At 70.3% G+C, this 17,429-nt stretch carries 13 protein-coding genes; 4 read left to right on the top strand and 9 right to left on the bottom strand.

What is annotated here, in order from left to right; genetic code table 11:
* From ACIBSV_RS20290 to ACIBSV_RS20255, 8 genes are all read right to left on the bottom strand, one after another.
* Entirely contained in the window at positions 1 to 264 is a 264-nt protein-coding gene (locus ACIBSV_RS20290; protein ID WP_331771933.1) for an acyl carrier protein, read from the bottom strand.
* Positions 248 to 1,798, bottom strand: a complete 1,551-nt coding sequence (locus ACIBSV_RS20285; RefSeq protein WP_395864846.1) for an AMP-binding protein — start codon at positions 1,796 to 1,798, stop codon at positions 248 to 250. The genes ACIBSV_RS20290 and ACIBSV_RS20285 overlap by 17 nt, the downstream gene beginning before the upstream one ends.
* Positions 1,795 to 5,181 (bottom strand): amino acid adenylation domain-containing protein, encoded by a 3,387-nt coding sequence (locus ACIBSV_RS20280; protein WP_395864844.1) that lies wholly within the window; start codon positions 5,179 to 5,181, stop codon positions 1,795 to 1,797. The genes ACIBSV_RS20285 and ACIBSV_RS20280 overlap by 4 nt, the downstream gene beginning before the upstream one ends.
* Complete coding sequence (locus ACIBSV_RS20275) at positions 5,178 to 7,511, bottom strand: class I tRNA ligase family protein (RefSeq protein WP_395864842.1); 2,334 nt, start codon at positions 7,509 to 7,511, stop codon at positions 5,178 to 5,180. The genes ACIBSV_RS20280 and ACIBSV_RS20275 overlap by 4 nt, the downstream gene beginning before the upstream one ends.
* Positions 7,508 to 8,683: an NAD(P)/FAD-dependent oxidoreductase gene (locus tag ACIBSV_RS20270; RefSeq protein WP_395864840.1), complete on the bottom strand. Its 1,176-nt coding sequence runs from the start codon at positions 8,681 to 8,683 to the stop codon at positions 7,508 to 7,510. Before ACIBSV_RS20270 ends, ACIBSV_RS20275 begins: the two co-directional genes overlap by 4 nt.
* Positions 8,680 to 10,032, bottom strand: a complete 1,353-nt coding sequence (locus ACIBSV_RS20265; protein ID WP_395864838.1) for a lysine N(6)-hydroxylase/L-ornithine N(5)-oxygenase family protein — start codon at positions 10,030 to 10,032, stop codon at positions 8,680 to 8,682. The genes ACIBSV_RS20270 and ACIBSV_RS20265 overlap by 4 nt, the downstream gene beginning before the upstream one ends.
* 128 nt (positions 10,033 to 10,160) lie before the next feature.
* Entirely contained in the window at positions 10,161 to 10,301 is a 141-nt protein-coding gene (locus tag ACIBSV_RS20260; protein WP_395864836.1) for a hypothetical protein, read from the bottom strand.
* A 905-nt stretch (positions 10,302 to 11,206) separates the two neighbouring features.
* The gene (locus ACIBSV_RS20255; RefSeq protein WP_395864834.1) at positions 11,207 to 12,064 is read right to left on the bottom strand and encodes an NAD(P)H-binding protein; all 858 of its coding nucleotides are present in this window, start codon (positions 12,062 to 12,064) and stop codon (positions 11,207 to 11,209) included.
* 101 nt (positions 12,065 to 12,165) lie between these two features.
* Here ACIBSV_RS20255 and ACIBSV_RS20250 point away from each other — a divergent pair, with 101 nt between their 5' ends.
* Positions 12,166 to 13,083 (top strand): LysR family transcriptional regulator, encoded by a 918-nt coding sequence (locus ACIBSV_RS20250; RefSeq protein ID WP_395864832.1) that lies wholly within the window; start codon positions 12,166 to 12,168, stop codon positions 13,081 to 13,083.
* Positions 13,084 to 13,204: 121 nt separating this feature from the next.
* Here the strand turns inward: ACIBSV_RS20250 and ACIBSV_RS20245 are convergent, their stop codons facing one another.
* Entirely contained in the window at positions 13,205 to 13,483 is a 279-nt protein-coding gene (locus ACIBSV_RS20245) for a hypothetical protein (protein WP_395864830.1), read from the bottom strand.
* Between the two features lie 153 nt (positions 13,484 to 13,636).
* Here ACIBSV_RS20245 and ACIBSV_RS20240 point away from each other — a divergent pair, with 153 nt between their 5' ends.
* The 3 genes from ACIBSV_RS20240 (at position 13,637) to ACIBSV_RS20230 (ending at position 17,246) form a co-directional block, all read left to right on the top strand.
* Positions 13,637 to 14,227: an HAD family hydrolase gene (locus ACIBSV_RS20240; protein WP_395864828.1), complete on the top strand. Its 591-nt coding sequence runs from the start codon at positions 13,637 to 13,639 to the stop codon at positions 14,225 to 14,227.
* A 205-nt stretch (positions 14,228 to 14,432) separates the two neighbouring features.
* Positions 14,433 to 15,695 carry a threonine--tRNA ligase gene (gene thrS, locus ACIBSV_RS20235; protein WP_395864826.1) on the top strand — a complete coding sequence of 421 codons (1,263 nt, stop codon included), beginning with the start codon at positions 14,433 to 14,435 and terminating at the stop codon, positions 15,693 to 15,695.
* A 360-nt stretch (positions 15,696 to 16,055) separates the two neighbouring features.
* A complete protein-coding gene (locus tag ACIBSV_RS20230) occupies positions 16,056 to 17,246 on the top strand; it encodes a serine hydrolase domain-containing protein (RefSeq protein WP_395864824.1) in 1,191 nt (396 codons plus the stop codon).
* Positions 17,247 to 17,429: the final 183 nt, after the last annotated feature.

The following is a 17,429-nucleotide window of genomic DNA, read 5'->3' as shown; positions in this document are numbered from 1 at the left end:
TCAAGCCACCTTTCCGGCGTGGCGCGACAGCGCCTCGGTCACATCGCGCAGCGTGCTCATGGCCGCCACGTCGGGTTCGGTGAAGCAGGCCAGGTCCACCCCGGCATCGTCGCAGGCGGACATCAGGAACAGGACCTTGTTCAGCGAGGTCAACCCGTACGTGCCGACCATGTCCTGGTCCAGGTCGATGTCCTGGGGCGCGACGCCGGATTCCAGCACCTGGGCCAGGTTCCGCCTGGCCACCGTCTCAATCTCGCACTGCATGGATGCTTCCCTGGTTGTCGTGGATCCGGGAACGGTAGGCGTCGAGGATGCGCCCGCGCCTGGCCTTGAGCTGAGAGGTGAGCAGCCCGTTCTCGACACTGAACCGAGGACTGGCCACCACCACCGTGCGGATCTGCTCGTCCTGGCCGAACGCCGCGTTGGTGCGCGCGAGTTGCTCGGCGATGGCGCGCTCCTCGGCAGGCCCCACCGGATCCGCGGCGGGCGAGACCACCGCGACCAGATGGGTCTGCGTCGGGCAGAACACCACACATTCCTCGATCACCGGGCTGGACTTCATGTGCTCCTCCAGCGGTCGGACGACGATCTTGCGGCCGTTGTCCAGCACGATCACGTCGTCGGCACGACCGTGCACGAACAGGAACCCGTCCTCGTCGAGATGACCGATGTCGTTGGTGCGCACCGTCCCGTCCGCGGCGAACACCCGCTCGGACACCCCGGGCGGCGCCTGCTCGTAGCCCCGGCACACCGGGTGCTCGGCTTGCACGTGGATCACCCCCTCGGCGTCCAACAACACCCGTTTGCCCGGCAGTACGCGCCCGACGCTGCCCCGCCGGTGCGCGCCCGGGTGGTTCTTGGTGACGATGCACGTCTCGTTGAGCCCATACCCCTCGAAGATCGGCAATCCGGCGTCCTCGAAGAAGGCCAGCGTGCCGGTCGAAGCCGGCGCCGAACCGGTCCACAGATAGCGGATGCGGTCGCCGAACAACTGCCGCGCGGCGCCGCGGCGCGCCGTCGCCTCGTCGCCGTCGACGCCGGCACCACGCATCCGGGCCTCGATGTGTTTCCTGGCCGTCTCGAAGAATCCCGGCACGCCCATCACCACCGTCGGCCGGATCCGGCGCAATGCCGGGAACGCCGCCTCGTACGTGCTGATCGTGACGTCGTGGCCCCAACGCAGCGCGGAATACGTCCAGTAGCGCTGCTGGAGCACCGACAGCGGCAGGAACACGAGCAGATTGTCCGCGCCGCCGTGCCCGAACATCTCCTGGACCGCGCGCAGATCGTCGTCGATGCTGCCGACGGACGCGGTGAGCGTCTTGGGCTCGCCGGTACTGCCCGAGGTGAGCTTCAGCGACAACACGTCGTCGGGCGAGTAGACGATCGGCTCCGGGACGCGACCGTCGTCCGGTGCGCTCGCCGCCGCGTCGACCTCCGCGAGGGCCCTGCTGCCGGGGGCCCGCGGCGGGCCGTCGGTGAACAGCACGCCCAGGCGGTAGCGCTCGCGCAGACCGGTGTCCGTGTCGAACTTGGCCGGATCGAAGCCCACGGTCACCGCGCCCAGGCGGATCGCCGCGAGATCCAGCAGCGCCCACTCGAGACAGTTCGCGGCCAGGATGCCGACCCGGTCGCCCCGATCGATGCCCAGGTCGCGCAACCACACGGCGAGGCGCCCGGCGCGCGCGTGCAATTCGGTCAGCTCCATCGTCCGGATCCCGCCGAGCCGGAAGAAGGAGATGTGCGGGCCGGGGGTGGGGGCCCGGGAGACGATGTGGTTGATCACCGAGTCGCTCATGTCGCGCTCGACCCCGCCCCACCGCGCTCGGCCAGGCCGCGCTCGATGTGCGCGGCCATCGTGCGCACCGTGTCCACCTCCGGCAGCCGGTCCAGCGTGATCGTCAAGCCGAACCGCTTGCGCACCCCGGCCAGGATGCGGGCGGCCACCAGCGAGTCGCCGCCCAGGTCGTACAGCGGGCGGGTGACGTCCAGGTCCACGTCCGCGACGCGCAGCGGCTTGGCCCACAACCCGGCGACCACGAGCTCCAGTTCCGAGTCGGCGGCGGTGGGCGCGGACGCGGACGGCGCGGCGGATTCGGCGGCTTCCGCGAGCCTGACCCGGTCGACCTTGCCGTTGCGGGTCAGCGGCAGCGCGGTGTGCCAGTACACCCCGGCCGGGATCATGTACTGCGGCAGATGCTCGCGCAGCGCCGCGCGCACCGCCTCCACGTCCGGACGCTCGTCGCCGGCGGGCACGAGATGGGCGACCAGCCGATCGCCTTGCGCGCCGCCCTGTCGGGAGACCACCGCACGTTCCACGGCGGGCAACGCGACCAGGCGGGTCTCCACCTCGCCGGCCTCGATGCGATAGCCGTTCACCTTGATCTGGAAGTCGCCGCGGCCGAGGATGTCGATCTCGCCGTCCGGCAGATAGCGGCCCAGGTCCCCGGTCCGGTACAGGCGCTCGCCCCGCTCCGGGTCGATCACGAAGCGCTCGGCGGTCAACTCCGGGTCGCCCCAGTAGCCGCGTGCCAGGCCCACCCCGGCGGCCCAGATCTCGCCGGTGACCCCGTCGGGCACGTCGCACCCGTACTCGTCCAGCACGTACGCCCGGTTGTTCGCGTTCGGCCGGCCGTACGGGATGCTGCGCGAGCCGTCCTCGTCCTCGCCGATCGGGTGCGACACGTTCCAGATCGTGGTCTCCGTCGGCCCGCCCAGCGAGACGATCCGCGGGTCCAACCCGAGCTTGCGCAGGTCCAGGGGCAACGTCGGCGGGATGCGGTCGCCGCTCATCATCACCAGCCGCAGCGTGTCCAGCGCGTCCGTGCCCTCCGCCGCCTGGTCGCGCAGCAGCGACACGATCGCCGGGACCGAGTTCCACACGCTCACGCCCCGCTCGCCGCACAACCGCAACCAGTGCGCGGGATCGGCCGCCTTGTCCGCGTCCGGCAACACCACGGCCGCGCCCGAACACAGGGCGCCGAAGACGTCGTAGACGGACAGGTCGAAGTTGAAGGCGCTGATCCCGAAGAACCGGTCCGCCGGCCCGACGCCGAACCGCGCGTTGCAGTCGGCGACCACGTTGGCCACGCTCCTGCGGCTGACCATCACGCCCTTGGGCTCGCCGGTGGTCCCCGACGTGTACAGCACGTACGCCAGGTGGTCGTCGTCCTGGGCGCCGGGCACCGGGCGCGGATCGGGCACCGGACCGGGCGGCAGCGGGCGGCTCGCGTCGAGCACCAGGACCTCGCGCCCGGTGTCGTCGCCGGCGGCTTCCGCGTCGTTGGTCAGAACCACCCGCGCCCGGCCGTTGCCCAGCATGTACGCGCGCCTCGCCCGCGGGAGTGCGGCGTCGACGGGCAGGTACGCGGCCCCGGCGAGCATCGTGGCGAGGATGCCGACGATCTGCTCGGGCCCGCGGCGCATCACCAGCCCGACCAACTCGTCCGGGCACACGTCGCGGGCGCGCAGCCACGCGGCGGCGTGCGCGGCGTGCCCGTACACCTGCGCGTAGCTGTACGACGCCGCGCCGGTCAGCACCGCGGGCGCGTTCGGCGCGCGCTCCACGTGGGCCAGGAACGCGTCCGTGAGCATCCCCGGCGAAGGCAGCGTCACCGTCGTCGTGTTGGCCGCCCGGCGGCGCTCGCGCTGCGCCTCGGGCAGCAGGTCGAACGTGGTCGCCGACCACGCCTCCTCGGCCAGGAGCGCCTCCAGCAGATGCTGGTAGCCGGACACCAGGTCCGCCACCAGACCGTCCGGGAACAAGCCGTCCACGCTGTCGAACTGGACCACCACGCCGCCGTGTTGCTCGAACGTGGACACATCCAGCCACACCTGCGGAGTCTGGCTGGAGGTGTACACCTCCGCCCCGAACAACTCCAGGGCCGAGCCGTCGACGTCGGCGTGCGCGTAACCCAGCGCGCTGTTGAACGTGTACGGCATAGGCCCGCGCGCCGCACCGCCGCGCCGACCCGCCTCGCGCAGCACCTCGATGCCGGTGAAGTGTCGGTTGTCCAACCCCCGGCGCAGCCCGGCCTGCAGCGCACGCGCTCGCTCCACGAAGGGAATTCGCCGGTCCACCTCGATCTCGACGAGCATCGTCTCGCAGAAGTTGCCAACGGCCTCGAACATGCGCGGGTGGATCGGCGGACGATTCGCCACCGTGGTGTTGATCGTGAAGCGCGAACCGGCGCCCCACGCCGCGAGGGTGTCCGCGTAGATCGCGAACAGCAGTGCGGAGGGGGTGAGTCCGGCCGTCGCCGCCCGGGCCTTGAGCGCGATCCACTGCGACCGGGTCAGCCGCGCGAAGTGCGCCGAGAAGCGCGGGGCCACGATCGAGGAGGGACTCGTGCGCAGCGGCAGGTCCGGAGCGGGCGCGAGATCCTCGAGCCGGTCCAGCCAGTACTTGCGCGCGCGCTTGGCCGGGGCACGGGTGCGCGCGGCCTCCAGCGCGGCCACGTACGCCTCGAAGGACGCCTCCTCCGGCGGATCCGCGTGCTCGGCGCCCGCCTCCCCGGTCGCCTTCCCGGTCGTCTCGTCCGTCGCGTCCGCCATCACGTCATAGGCGTGGCGCCAGTCGCGGAAGAACAGGAACATGCTGATGGCGTCCATGACCAGGCCGTCGTGGTCGACGTGCAGCACCATCCGGTCGTCCGCCAGCACGGTGACGTCGACCACCAGCAGCGGCGCACGATCGGCGGGCAGGATGCGATGCGAGCGCGACTCGCGCTCGGCGAGCAGATGTTCGTGCTGCGCCGCCTCGGACGCGCCGCGCAAGTCCACGCGTGCCACGCGCACATCGACGTCGTGCTCTCGGACCTGTCGACCATCGGGGGTGAAGCGGGTGCGTAACGCGCCGTGGCGCGCCACGACCGCGCGCAGCGCCGCCTCCAGGCGGTCGATGTCCCAGACGCCCTCGATCTCGTGGTAGACGTGGCTGGCCACGTTGCCCATCTCGACGTGCTCGCCCCGTCCGACCAGATAGCTGCGTTGCAGATCGGTCATCGCGAAGCCGTCCGGCGCGTCCAGATGGGCGACGATCTCTGCCTTGTGCTCCTTGATCAGGCGCAGCAGGTCGGGATCCATGCGCTCCCTGGGGCCTTGCAGGCGCAGGTCGGCCCCAACGGCCGTGATGGTCAGACCCCTGGCCTCGATCTCGCGGAGAACCTGTATGTGACTCATGCCGGCACCTCCGTGTGCGCGGCGACCTCGTCCGGATCCAGGCCCTCGGCGATCAGCGCGCTCAGTTCGGCGACGGTGCGGGCACCGAGCAACTCCTCGATGGGCACGTCGGCGTCGACCTGCTCGGTGAGTTGGTACTGCAGGGCGATGGCCTGCAACGATTCCATGCCGAGCTGGACCAGGGACCGGTCCCGCACCGGCTCGTCCGCGGGCAGGCGCAGGAGGTCGCGCACCAGACCGCTGAACCAGGGGAGCAGCGGCGGGGCCGGGTGGTCGAAAGACGGGTGTTCGGACGCCGGGGTCGAGGAAGTCGGGTTCGAGGGCGCCGGGTCGGTTGTTCCCGGGTCGGCGAAGAACACCTGGCCGGCCAGGTCGACGGCGGTTCCGGCGGGCACCAGGTCGATCCCGGTGGGCCACCGGGTCGGCGCGGGCGCGCCGAGCGCGGTCGACAGGCGGTTCGCGAACCTCGGCATCACCGGCGCGCCGCACGTGGCCAGCAGGCGGGCGGCGGCCAGTTCGAGGGCGACCACCGTGCGCGCCTCGTCCTTGAAGTCCGCCACGTCCGCGGCCGGGGCCTGGAGGCGGGCGAAGGTGGTGACGTCCGTGACGATGCCGTCCAACAGTTCGGCCGCGCGGTTGAGCGAGAATCCGTCCTGCCCGAGGGCTCCGGTCAGCGCCGATCGGCGCGCCTCCAGCCGGGCCAGGAAGGCCGCGTGCTCGGGCCGCCAGGTGCCGGCGTCGGGCGCCACCCCGCCGTACCGCTTCGCGACGCGCTCGCCCAGGTCGTTCAGCCAGGCCTGCCACGTGCCGACCAGGGTGTCGCGGACGAAGCCCTCGTACGCGTCGGGGGAGAAGCTGGTGCGTCGGCCCTCGGGACGGGTCAGGGCCAGGTAGAAGCGGATCGCGTCGACCGTGCGCGGGTTCAGCACGTCCTTGCCCCAGATCGCGTGGCCGCGGCTGGTGGAGAACTTGCTGTCCTCGAGGAGGTAGAACTCGTTGATGTTGTAGTCGATGTCCGGCTGCCATCGTGGATGCGCGACGCGGTACAGCGCCGGGATGAACATCGGGTGGAAGAAGCTGCCGTCCGAACCCAGGAAGTGCACGATCTTCCAGTCGGCCCCGGGGTCGTCCGCGTCCCAGTCACGGCCCAGGTCGCGGCCGAGTGCCCCGATGCCGTAGAGGATGCTGAAGGCGTAGTCCAGCCACGACCAGATGACCTGACCCGGCACGTCGGATTCGGCGGGTGTGATGCCCCATCCGGCCGGATGCGTGACCGGGATGTGCAACCGCTCGCGGCGGGAGAGCCGTTCGGCCAGTTCCTTGACCCCCGCCGGGACGCGGCCGAGCCGGTGGTGGTCGGTGACCACCTTCCCGAACTCGTGCAACGGGAAGGTGTATCGCACCAGCGGACTCTCGCGCGGAGGCGCGTCGCACGCGGCGGAACGCGGCTCGACCAGGTCGGTGCACACGTTGGGTTCCAGGCACGTCTCGCAGATGTTCCCGCCGCTGTCGGCGTCGCACGCGGGGCAGCGTCCGGTGACCCCCGACTCGTACAGGTATTCGCCGGTGTCGGCGGCGAACAGCGCGGCACCCTCCCTCGGTGCCACCGTCCCCGAGGCGGTCAGCCGGGAGAAGAAGGTGCGCAGCGCGGCCGGGTAGGCGTCGTCACGGCTGGTCGCGGTGTACTGGTGGACGTCGATGTCCATCAGCTTCAGCGTGGCCAGGATCTCGGCGCTGTAGTGCGCGGCGGTCTGTGCCGGCGTGCGGCCCTCCCGGCGGGCGGCGGCCACGACGTAGTTCTGGTAGTCGTCGCTGCCGGTGATGTGCCACGCGTCGGCGCCGAGCATGCGCTGGTGCCGGACGAACACGTCGGCGCCGAAGAACGGCCCGGACAGGTGCCCCAGGTGCAGGTCGCCGTTGGGGGTGGGCGCGGAGGAGAAGACGAACACGGGACGCTTGCCGAACCCGCGGTGTCCGGTGTCGTTGGCCGCGTGTACCGCTCGTTCGCCGTCGCGCCAGTAGAAGCTGACGAACAGCAGGTCGGTGTCGCCCGTGTTCTCCACCGAGTGCGTCTCGAACGGTTCGAACTGCACGACGGTGGAGGCGGATACCGGATGGCGCTCGGCGTCCACGGTCAGTTCCCCGGTTCCGGAGACGAACACCCAGGTCTCGGTCTCGTCGTGCTGGTGCGCCTGCGAACGCGTGCCGGGGGCGATGCCGACCCAGGTCGCGCCGACCCCCAGCCGCGTCGCGGAGCCCGTCTCGACGGCGGCCACGGCGACGCCGTCGACGGCGCGGGGGGCGTCGGGGCGATAGGTGCTGATCTTCACGACAGACTCCTTTGCTTCTCCCACGCGTGCGGAGGAATCGAGGACAGGTCCAGCAGGTCCGCGGCCTCCGCCGCGATCGCCGGGGCGAGCCGATACCCGGAACCGTTGGCGGTACCGGCGAAGACCACGCGCCCCTCGCCCAGCGCCCGCACCTGCGGTTCTCCGGTGGGGCTGTACGCGTCACAGAACACCCGGCCCGAGACGCAGCGTTCGGCCAGTTCGGGGGCGTAGCGGCGCAGGCTCGCGCGCGCCTGGTCGACGTCGTCCGCGGACAGCCCGTCGACCAGGTCGTCGGGATCGACGTCCCAGGTCGTGCAGGTGTAGCTGAACAACCAGTGCCCCGAGGCGTGCAGGGGCAACAGGAAGGCGTCCTCGTCCTGGAAGACGACGGCTCGGTCGGTGCGGGTCGGGACCCGCTCGATGTGCAGGGCGACGATCTTCTTGACCCGGGCGCCCAGCGGGGCGAGCAGCTCCCGCCACGCGGGCTCGGCGAGCCACGGGCCCGGTGCCAGGACGACCCGCTCCGCGGTCAGCGTCTCGCCGGTGCCGAGGGTGAGTTCGACACCGCTCACGCTCGTGTCGCGGCCCGGGCTCGCGTGGGCCAGGGCGCGGACCGCGTCCACATGGACGCCCTCGCGCAGGGTCACCCGGGGACGGAGCTCCCGGGCGAGGTCGTGGACCAGGGCGTACACGTCGGCGTACTGGGCGCCTCGACAGTTCCAGATCCGCGCGTGCTCGGGCAGGCGGAGGTCGGGAGGGCCGGACGGATCCTGCCCGGGTGGTGCGCCGGAGGGATCGGCCGGCGCGGGACTGTCGGTCACGGTGTCGATGCGGGTCAACTCGGCGCTGTCGAGGTAGATCTCGCGCACTCGCGCCGCGTTCGCGGGCGAGGCGACCACCGACATCGGTACCGCGTGGATGGGCAACTCCGGGGCGCGCTGCTTGAGCCGGGCGTAGTAGTCCTGGCTGTACGCCGTCATGCGCCGAACCCGCTCCGTCGCGCCGCGCGGACAGTGCAGTCCCGCCGACCGTCGGCTCGCGCCCGCACCGACGGTGTCCCGGTCCAGGAGTACGACGGATGCCTCCGGCGCGCGTGCGGTGATTTCCCGGGCGACCAGGCACCCGACGATTCCCGCGCCGACGACGGCGACATCGGCGTGTTCGGGGCTCACAGAGCGTCCAGTTCGTCGACGGGCGGCTTGGCGGACCACTCCACGAACGACGGCAGTTGTTCGTCGGAGCCCACGCCCAGAAGCCGGTCGAGGATGCGCCGGCTGCGCCAGGCGGTCAGGCTCAGATTGGGATCCGCCAGTCCGCGCTGGCCACGTGCCGCGTTCTGCATGAAGATCAGGCGATCGCGGGGGCCGTCCCATTGCACGGCGAAGTCCCGGTCGATGCGGTACTCGTCGCCCTCGCGCTCCAGGCGGCTTTCGATCGGCGCGAGGAAATCCGTCGACGCCGGACGAAATCCGGTGGCCCACACGATGGTGTCCACATCCACGTGCTCGACCACACCCGGTCGGTCGTTGTGGCCCATCTTGATGGTCCACCCGCCGGACTCGTTCGCGCTCACATCGGTGACGCCACGATTGGGAAGCAGCGCCAGCAGATCCTGCGCCCCGTCGATGAAGCGGTGCTCGTAGCAGCGCTGGTAGATCTCGCGCAGCGTCGACTCCGAGATGCCGTCGCTGCTCAGCACGTTGCGATTGTTGAGCGACTCGCGGACCGCTTTGTCGAGGCCGGAGAAGTACTCGGAGTAGCTCGGCATGTAGTACTCGTTCGTGAACGGCGAGTCGTCGATGGGAAAGTAGTTCCCGCGCCGCGATATCCAGGTCACGCGCCGAGGCAATTCCTTCGGCGTCCGTGATATCAGATCCAGGAAAGCTTCCGCTCCGGACTGGCCGCCACCGACCACGGCCACCCTCTTGCCGACGAGTCCCGCGCGCGTTCCGTCGATGAAGTCGGAGACGTGGAACTGGGTGTCGCCGAGCTTGTCCCGAGCCTGTTCCGGAACCCAGGGTCTGGTGCCGACGCCGACGCAGATGTTGTCCGCGGTCACGGTGCGGCGACTGGTGTGCACGACGAATGAATCTTCCGCGTCGTCGAATTCGACGGAGACCACTTTTTCGCCGAACACGATGTTCTCGTTGCGCCGGCTCGCCCACTCCAGATAATTCCGGAATTCCCGACGGGGAACCGCTTCGTATTGGGCGTTGATGAAGTGGTAGATCTTCCCCTGTTCGTGCAGGTACGAGAGGAAGGAAAACCCGTTCGTCGGGTCGGAGAGGATGACGAGATCCTTGAGTAACGACACCTGTAACGACGCGCCGGGTATCTGCTGATTGTCGTGCCAGCCGAACTGCTCCTTCTGGTCGAGAAAGAGATTCGGCGTCTCCGAGCGTCCGTGCAGCAGCGACGCCAGGCTCAGGTTGGCAGGACCGACTCCGATGCCGACACAGCGGTACTGCGCCGACTGGGGTTCGTTTTTTCCCGGAATACGGTTTTCGACTGATTTCCCCACGGCTCGACGACACTCCCAGCACTCGCGCAGGACTGGTCATCCGGCGAAATTCCCCAGCGCAACGCGCGTAACTCGCGACATGGCCGGGGAACAGCCCCGGTGCGCCGGGAACCGGCTCACGCGGAGCTTCACGACAGATGCTTCTCGGAGGTTGGCCGCCACGCGCTGCGGAAGTCGAACGGTTGTCCGCGGCGCACGCCGGGCGGCGACAGGTGGTCGGATTTCAGGCACACGAGATTCCCTGCCCGCTTAATCTCGATTTCGAGCACGGCAGGCAGGTCGCGGAGCTTCGGTCCCGGTCCGTCCGTTTAGTCGGTGACGACTGGCGGAAGGGGTACCGACTCCGCGGAGAAGCTTCGGAACGGCTATTACTCAGCTATTCACTTTGGTTTGACCGGAGAGTCGCGTCATCAAATCTTTTCGCGCGAGTTCGCGCGGGCTGATGACCGAGATAGACTCTATAGCAGGGCCGGCGGCTTGGCTAGTGCGTCGCGGCGACCCTCCCGGGAAGATCGATTACCCGCCGATGGACGGAAAACGCGAAGATCGTATTCCGGTTCCCCAATCTTTGACAACTGCCGGGATGCCATTGATCAGGCGCTTTACCTTGGATATCGGCCGACCGGCACGCGAGGCGAACCGCACATGGACGAGATCGTGGACGAGATCGATCCTCGCCGCCCGACCGGATCGGCCCATGAGTTTTCGGGTCATGACCCCGCCGCATATCGTTGACAATCTCAAGGAAGCGGAACCTCCGATTTTGCGGCCGCGCGCTCCGACCATGCCCCCTCGAATTGCCGTCTCCGGCACCGCATCGACGGGCCCGGCTTCGACCGGCGACCCACATCCGCCGACGCGGGGTCGCGACCGGCGGGACGGCGATGTCCCGCAGGGGTCGGGGCCGGGCAGGGCGCGCACGGGCATGCGTACGACCCGGGCCGCGGCGGCCGGGCCGGGCTTCGTGCCCGTCCCTGCCGCCGACCCGGGTCCGCGGTCGTCGAGGTTGCCTATTTTGTGCCCGGTGCCGGCGTCCTTGCGTGTCGGCACCGGGCGCGGTTGTCGTGGCGGTCGTGCGCCGGGTCCCGAGCGTCACCGAGTATCGGCGACCCGGCGAACGGGCCGGGGGTTCAGCCTCGCCGTGTGGTCGCCGACTCCGAGGTCGGCCGGCCGGTCACGAGGTTTCCCGGTTCCAGGCTCCGGTGGCGGCCGTGGCGCGTGCGTAGTCCGCGAAGTCGCGCGGTGCGCGGCCGAGGACCCTGCGGACGCCGTCCTCGACGCGTGCGTTGCGGCCGTCGAGCACGGTGGTGAAGAGGTAGATGAGGAAGTCGATGTCGCCGGCGGGCAGGCCGGCCTCCTCGAGTGCCTTGGCGTACTCGTCCGCGCCCACGGTCGCGAAGTCGACGCGGCGTCCGGTGGCGGCGGCGATCTCCGCGACGGCGTCGGCGAAGGTGAGCAGGCGCGGCCCGGTCACCTCGTACGTCTGCCCGTGGTGCCCGTCCTCGGTGAGCGCGGCGACGGCGACCTCGGCGATGTCGTCCGCGTCGACGAAGGGTTCACCCACGTCGCCGACGGGCAGCACGACCTGTCCTTCCAGGACCGGCCCGACCAGGTAACCCTCGCTGAAGTTCTGGCTGAACCAGCTCGCGCGCACCACGGTCCAGGCGATTCCCGAATCGGCCACGACGCGTTCACACACCTGGGCCTCCTCCTCGCCGCGCCCGGACAACAGCACCAGGTGCCGCACGCCCGCGCTCGCCGCCGCCTCGGTGAAGGCCCGGATCGCCGCGGGAGCCCCGGGTACCGCCAGGTCCGGAAAGAACGACACGTAGACCGTGTCCACGTCCCGCAACGCGGGTGCCCACGTCGCCGGGTCCTCCCAGTCGAACCCCGGGTCGGCCCCGCGCGAGCCCACCCGTACGTCGGCCTCGCGCGCGCGGAGCAGATCCACGATCCGGCGGCCGGTCTTGCCGGTCCCGCCCAGTACCAGGATCTTGTTCGAACTCACCGTCATGTCGTGTCCGTTCGGCATCGTGAATGTGTTCCTCAAAGATCGTTCAGCCGCCGGACGGGAACAACGCCGCCATGATCAACTATCGTTGAGCAGGATTCAACGATCGGGCGGGGGCCTGCGTGGAGACGTACGAGATCGAGGCATTCCTGGCGGTCGCCGAGGAACTGCACTTCGGTCGTTCTGCGGAGCGATTGGGCGTGTCCACGGGGCGGGTCAGTCAGATCATCCGCAAGCTCGAACGCCGGGTCGGGGCGTCCCTGTTCGACCGAACGAGTCGGTTGGTGACGCTCACCACGATCGGCACCCTGTTCCACGACGACCTGCGCCCCGGCCACGAGCAGGTGCAAAGGGCATTGGAACGCGCGATCATGGCCGCTCGCGGCTTCGAGGGCCCGCTGCGGGTCGGCTTTCTCGGCGCCGCGGCCGGTGCGCTCGTTCTGGAGACGGCCCGTGCCTATCGCGCCGAGCACCCGACCGGCGACGTCATCGTCCACGAGCTCCAGATGGACAACTCCTTCACGGAACTGCGCGAGCATCGCACGGAGATGGTGCTCAACACCCGGCCCGTCACGGAGCCGGACATGGTCGCCGGGCCCGCGCTGTGGAGCGAGCCTCGATACCTGGCCGTCTCCTCGCGGCATCGACTGGCCGCCCGGCCGGAGGTCTGCCTGGAGGACCTGGCCCGCGTCACCCTGCTGCGCATGCCCGCCAACGCACCCGCCGCCATCGCCGACGACCGGGTCCCGGCCGCGACGCCACAGGGTCGGCCGATCGCACACGGGCCGCGGGTGGCCTCGTTCCAGGAGGCCCTGGCCCTGATCGCGGCCGACGAGGGCGCGTTCACCGTCGGCGGCCAGGTGATCCGCTTCTACACCCGCCCCGACGTGACCTACGTGCCCATCTCCGACGCCCCGCCCATCGAATGGGGTTTCGTGTGGCGCGCGTCGCACGAGACCGCCCGCATCCGAGCCTTCAACGCCAAGGCCGTCGCCGTGCGCACACCGTCGCGACGGGCCCGGGGAGCGGCCACGCCTTGACCCTCGGGGTTGACATCGAGGCGGTCGGGCGGACGGCCGGCGCCGGCGGTCGGCGCGGCGACGAACGCGGACGCGGATGCGGAGGCAGACGCTCGGTGCGTCGAGGCAGTGGGCGCGCCCGTCACCCGGGCCGGTCGCCCCGGCGACGGATGTCGAGCGTGGCACAGTGGAACGAACCGCCCAGGCTCTGCACGTGCCGGAAGGGACAACGGAGCGGCCGGCGGCCCAACTCTTCGACCAGTGCGCACATGTCGTCGTCCTCGGCCGGGAACATCGATCGTCGGGCGGTGCCGACCACACATTCCTCCAGCGGATCCCACTCGTTGTCCGAGCCCACCGGGATCGCGGGCCCAGGGGAGTGTCGAGGGGTTCGTTCACCGGTCGGCGGGTGATGGCGCATGTCCCGATCGTGCCCGAGACCCGTGTTCCGAGCATCCCGGGCGGGGCCACACGGATCAGCCGAAGTCGTCCACACACCGCCGGCGGGCCGGTGCCCGGGTGCGGGGCCGTACGGGGACACGAGTGCTCGGGCGCGGGGCTATACGGTGACGCGATGATCCTTTCCCTGCCGCCCGGCGATTTCCGCGCCTACCTGTTCGACTGCGACGGCACCATCGCCGACTCGATGCCGCTGCACTACCGGGCCTGGAAGCAGGCTCTGGACGAGTGGGGCTGCGTGTTCCCCGAGGATCTGTTCTACGCCTGGGGCGGGCGAACGGTGGCGGACATCATCACGTCGCTCAACGAGGACCAGGGGTTGGCCATGCCGGTGGAGGCCGTCGCGCATCGCCGGGAACTCCTCTTCCGCGAATACCTCCCGCAAGTGACCGTCGTACCGGGCGTCCTGGCGCACATCGAACACGCCGCCGGGCGTATACCGACGGCCGTTGTCTCCGGCAGCACCCGCGACTCCGTCACGGCGTCGCTGACCGCACTGGGTCTGCTCGACAGGTTCGACGTACTGGTGTGCGCCGGCGACTACACGAGGGCCAAGCCCGACCCCGAGGGGTATCTCCGGGCGGCCGAGCACCTCGGCGTGCCGCCGGAGCACTGTCTGGTCTTCGAGGACACGGAGATGGGCATCCGGGCGGCGACGGCGGCGGGCATGGCGTCCGTACGGATTCCGGATCCTCGTCCGAGGTGAGCGTCGCGCCGGCGCGGTGAGGGTCGCTCCGCGGGCAGGGGCTCCGGCGCGGCTCCGGCGAAATACGATCGCGACGGCACGGCGAGTTTGCTAGCGTCGATGGCATGAAGCGCGCCCACATGATGACGACGACGCCGGAGAGTGTCCCGGCGCGCTGACGGATTTCTTGGTCAAAGCCCCGGGGCGAGTGCCCCGGGGCTTCGTCTTGCGGTCACTCGCCCGATGTACGCGAGGAGACCCGATGCACGACCACCGCAGACTCGGCCGTGAGCTGGAACTGTTCGACACCGACCCGCTGATCGGGGCGGGACTGCCGTACTGGCTGCCCGACGGCGCCGCCGTACGGCACGCCCTGGAGGAGTACATCCGCGACGCCGAACGGCGGGCGGGCTACCGGCACGTGTACTCGCCGGTGCTGGGCAAGCGGGAACTGTACGAGATCTCGGGCCACTGGTCGCACTACAGCGACGACATGTTCCCGCCGATGGACGTGGGCGGCGAGCAGGTGGTGCTGCGGCCGAGCCTGTGTCCCCATCACGCGGTGATCTACCGCTCCCGGGGCCGCAGCTACCGTGAACTGCCGCTGCGTATGGCCGAGTTGGGCGGCATGTACCGATCCGAGCCGTCCGGCGTGCTCGGTGGGCTGACCCGGGTCCGGGCCATTCAGCTCAACGACGCGCACATCTTCTGCACCCTGGACCAGGTCGCCGAGGAGGCGCGGGCAGCCCTGGAGATGATCGCTCGCGCGTACCGGGCGCTCGGCATCGGTGCGGCGCGATATCGACTCTCGCTGCCGGGTGCGGGAGGCAAGTACGTGGCCGCGCCCGAGATGTGGCGGCGGTCCGTCGCGCTGCTGACCGACGTGCTCGACGGCTCGGGGGTCGCGTACGAGGCGGTCGAGGGCGAGGCCGCCTTCTACGGCCCCAAGATCGACGTCCAGGTGGTCGACCCGGCCGGGCGCGAGTCCACCCTTTCCACCGTCCAGATCGACTTCCACCAGCCCGAGCGGTTCGACCTGCACTACATGGGCGCGGACGGCGCCAAGCACCGACCGGTGATGATCCATCGCAGCATCATCGGCAGCGTGGAGCGGGCCGTCGCGCACCTCATCGAAGAACACGGCGGCGCCTTCCCCGCGTGGCTCGCGCCCGTGCAACTGGTGGTGCTCCCGATCGCGGCGACCGAGCTCCCGAACGCGCACGCGTTCGCGCGGCGTTGCCTGGAGTTGGGACTGCGGGTCGAGATCGCCGAGCCCGAACGCGGCACCCTGGGTGCGCGTATCCGCGAGTCCCGTCTCGTTCCCTACCAGGCCGTCATCGGCGCCAAGGAGGCCGCGAACGACCACATCGCCCTACGCCTGCGGGACGGCCGCCGCATCACCCCGCAACCCGCCGAGGATGTCCTCGCACGCGTGGGCGCCCTCGTGGACGCCCACGTGAGCGAACTGTGGGACGAGGCGGCGGTGTAACGCCCGCATCCGCCGTTTCCGTCGGGCCGCCCGCCCGTTCGGCCGACAGGGAGGCCGAACGGGTCGGCCCGGCTTCTCGAGCGGAGCCGCCGGCAGGGTGTACACGATCGAACCGGTCGTGCTCGGGGCCGCGCGAGAACCGGCTCCGGATTCCCGGTGTCGGGCGGGACGGTGGGGCGAACACGCCCACCGGTGGCGCAACACCGGGCACGCGTGGGACGTGGCCGGTATCTGTGGGGTCCACCGCTCCCCAACGAAACGGACCACCTCGTGCGAACCCGACTGTCGAGCCCGCTCCCGCCCGCCGAACGAGGTTCGCGTCGAACCCGGCCGCGCCGGCGCCGCCCCAGAGCCGCGGCCGTGCTGGCGGCGGCGCTGCTGAGCCTGACGGCCGCCGCGCCGGCGCCGGCCACCGCGATTCGATCCGACGCGCCGGCCGGGTCCGCGGAGCGGGTTCCGTCCTTCGCCGAGACGCTGACGCCCGAGCTGATCGCCCTGATGCAGCGAATGCGCGTGCCCGGCGCCATCGTCTCCATCCGCACCCCCGAGTCGGGTACGTGGACCACCACACTCGGCACCGGAGACCTGGCCGACGGGGCGCCGATCCGGTCCACGGACCACATGCGGGTCGGCAGTGTCACCAAGACCTTCACCGGGACGATCATCCTGCAACTCGTCGAGGCCGGGCGGCTGTCCCTCGACGACCCGGTCGCCGCCTACCGGCCCGACGTACCCGACGGGCAGCACATCACCATCCGTCAGCTCCTCCAGATGACCAGCGGGCTGTACAACTACAGCGAGGATCCCGCGTTCAACCGGGCGCTCGACGAACATCCACAGGCCCCGTGGACCCCCGACGAACTACTGGCGATCGCCTTCGCGCACCCGTCGTACTTCCCACCCGGAGGTGGGTTCCACTACTCCAACACCAATACCATCCTGCTCGGACTGATCGCCGAGGAACTCACCGGACAGCCACTGGCCGAGTTGTTCCGGCAACGCATCTTCCGGCCGCTGGGCATGTCCGAGAGCAGTCTGGCCACGGACTCCCGCTTTCCCCGCCCGCACGCGCACGGCTACGAGTTCATTTCCAACGTCGACAGCCTGACCGCGCCGGTACTCGAGGGCAAGGAAGCGGCCTGGGCCGACTGGTCGGCCGGCAATCCCAAGGACGTCACGAACTCCGATCCCTCGTGGGCCTGGGCGGCCGGCGCCGCCGTCTCCACCGTCGACGACCTGCTCCGCTGGGCCCCGGCACTGGCCACGGGCGCCTTGCTGAGCCCCGAGGTCCAGCGCGAGCGGTTGACCTTCGTCCCGGCCTCCGATCAGCCCGGCGCGCCGACCTACGGTCTCGCCATCGCCGACTTCGGTGGTTTCCTCGGCCACGACGGCCAGTTGCCGGGTTATAACAGTTTCGTGGGCTACAACCCGCAGTCGCGCGCGACCGTTGTCGTCCTCGTCAACCTCAACCAGTCTCCCGACGGCAAGGCGCCGGCCGACGAACTGACCAAGCTGATCTTCTCGAAGGTGTTCCCGGCGCCGTCCTCGTAGCCCTTGCGGGTGGGGACGCCTCGTCGGGTCCGGGGGAGCAGAGGGAGCCGGGGGAGCCGAGGGTCCGGCGGATCGACACGCCGGGTGGTTCGGTGCGGCGGATCGGGTGCGGGTGCGCATGCCCGCGTGCCCGATCCGTACGACCCCGCAGAGGTACTGCCGACACCGAGGAAGATCCCGCCT

Source organism: Embleya sp. NPDC050154, assembly GCF_044460165.1.
GTDB lineage: Bacteria > Actinomycetota > Actinomycetes > Streptomycetales > Streptomycetaceae > Embleya.
Note: the sequence above shows the minus strand (reverse complement) of the source record. Positions and strands in the feature narration are given on the sequence as shown.